This window comes from Streptomyces sp. P5F9 (assembly GCF_057961495.1).
Genome location: NZ_JBXVPZ010000833.1, coordinates 1 through 2,048 on the forward strand (window position 1 = coordinate 1; position 2,048 = coordinate 2,048).

The 2,048-nt window shown below is 72.6% G+C and carries 3 protein-coding genes; all 3 read left to right on the plus strand.

Going from position 1 to position 2,048, the window contains the following annotated elements:
- Positions 1–490: prepilin peptidase (locus AC31A1_RS50665; protein WP_489659792.1), on the plus strand; the 490-nt coding region annotated here is incomplete at its 5' end.
- A gap of 55 nt (positions 491–545) precedes the next feature.
- The gene (locus AC31A1_RS50670; RefSeq protein ID WP_489659793.1) at positions 546–1,133 is read left to right on the plus strand and encodes a dihydrofolate reductase family protein; all 588 of its coding nucleotides are present in this window, start codon (positions 546–548) and stop codon (positions 1,131–1,133) included.
- 40 nt (positions 1,134–1,173) lie between these two features.
- Entirely contained in the window at positions 1,174–2,046 is an 873-nt protein-coding gene (locus AC31A1_RS50675) for an LLM class flavin-dependent oxidoreductase (RefSeq protein ID WP_489659794.1), read from the plus strand.
- The last annotated feature ends 2 nt before the right edge of the window (positions 2,047–2,048 follow it).

The window sequence follows — 2,048 nt, forward strand, 5'->3', positions numbered from 1 at the left end:
CGCCGCGGCCACCGGCCCCCGCCCCGAACTCGTCGTCTGGCTGCTCGCCGCCCCCGTCGCCGTCCTCCTCGCGCTGGTCGACCTCCGGGTCCACCGCCTCCCGGACATCCTGACCCTCCCGCTCGCCGCGGCCACCCTCGCCCTCCTCGGCATCGCGGCCGCGCTCCCCGCCGACGCCGGTTCCTGGCCCACCGCCCTCTACGGCGGTCTCGCCCTCGGGGCCACTTACGAGGTCCTGTACCTCATCAACCCCTCCGGCATGGGCTTCGGCGACGTGAAACTCGCCCTCGGCCTCGGCACCGCCCTCGGCTGGTACGGCTGGCCGGTGCTCGTCACGGGCGCCTTCGCGGGGGTGCTGTACGGCGCGGTCTACGGCCTCGGCATGGTCGCCCTGCGCCGGGCGGGCCGTAAGACGGCGATCCCGCTCGGGCCGTTCATGCTCGGGGGAGCGTTCACCGGTGTGGTGCTGGGAGCGTTCGCGGTCGCGTGAGACGGTGGTGGACCCGGCGCCGGGCGGGGCCGACCACGAACGAGGCGGTGCACCCATGCGGAAGATCAGCCTGATGATGTCCGTGTCCCTCGACGGCTACATGGAGGGCCCCGACCGCGACATCGACTGGCACATGGTCGACGCGGAACTCCACCAGCACATGAACGACACCCTCAAGCACATGGGTGCCTTCATCGACGGCCGTGTCACCCACGAACTGATGGCGGACTACTGGCCCACCGCCGACGCGGACCCCGAAGCCCCCGCCGCCATCGCCGAGTTCGCCCGCATCTGGCGGGACATGCCGAAGATCGTGTACTCGCGGACCCTCCCCAGCGGCCCCGCCGACTGGAACACGACCGTCGTGCCCGAGGTCGTCCCCGAGGAGGTGCTGGCCCTCAAGGAACAGCCCGGCGGCGACCTGGGCCTCGGCGGCGCCGACCTCGCCGCGACCTTCCTCCGCCTCGGCCTCGTCGACGAGATCAAGGTGTACGTCAACCCGATCCTCCTCGGCCGCGGCAAGCCGATGTTCCCCGTCTCCGACACCCGCACCCCGCTCCGCCTCACTGAGTCGCGCACCTTCGGCAACGGGGTCGTGCTCCTGCGCTACGAGCGCGCCGACCTCAACTCCAGCTACTCGTAAAGCTGTTGCCCGCGGCACTCTCCCCAGGTAGGAAGAACCCATGACCGGACTCGGCGCTGTGTTCCGTCCCCAACTTCCCCCCGAGCGACTGCGGGCGGTGGTCCAACTGGCCGACGCCTCCGGGCTCGAAGAGCTCTGGCTGTGGGAGGACTGTTTCCGGGAGGGCGGGATCTCGGCGGCCGCCGCCGCGCTCGCGTGGAGCGAGCACGTACGCGTCGGGGTCGGGCTGTTGCCGGTGCCGTTGCGGAACGTCGCCATCACCGCGATGGAAGTCGCCACGCTGGACCGGCTGTTCCCAGGGCGCGCGATCATCGGCGTCGGGCACGGCGTGCAGGACTGGATGGGACAGGTCGGCGCCCGTGCCGAGTCCCCGGTGACCCTGCTGCGCGAGCATCTCGACGCGCTGCGCGCCCTGTTGCGCGGGGAGCGTCTCACGACCGACGGGCGGTACGTCAAGCTCGACGGCGTCGCCCTCGACTGGCCGCCGGCCGGTCCCGTCGAGATCCTCGCCGGAGCCACCGGACCGCGTACCCTCCGCCTCTCCGGTGCGGCCGCCGACGGCACGATCCTCACCGCGAGCACCCCACCGGACGGCGTCCGCCGGGCCCGCCAACTCATCGACGAGGGGCGGGAGTCGGCCGGCCGCACCGAGCCGCACAAGGTCGTCGTCTATCTCCTCACCGCCACCGGTCCCGACGCCGCGGCCCGCCTGCGCGCCGAACTCGCCGACGAGGGCGTGGAGTCGGTCCCCGACCTCGGTGTCGCCGGTGACGCGGGCACCGTCGCGAAGGCCGTCCAGCGCCTCGCGGAGGCCGGCGCCGACACGGTGATCCTCCAGCCCACCGGCGACGAACCCGACCCGGAGGGCTTCGTACGCTTCGCGGCGGAGGAGGTCAGGGCGCTGATCCCCTGAAC

What these genes read in the sequence shown, in the direction of transcription:
- AC31A1_RS50675 (WP_489659794.1), top strand. Translation starts at nt 1,174, where the DNA reads ATGACCGGACTCGGCGCTGTGTTCCGTCCCCAACTTCCCCCCGAGCGA.
- AC31A1_RS50670 (WP_489659793.1), top strand. Translation starts at nt 546, where the DNA reads ATGCGGAAGATCAGCCTGATGATGTCCGTGTCCCTCGACGGCTACATG.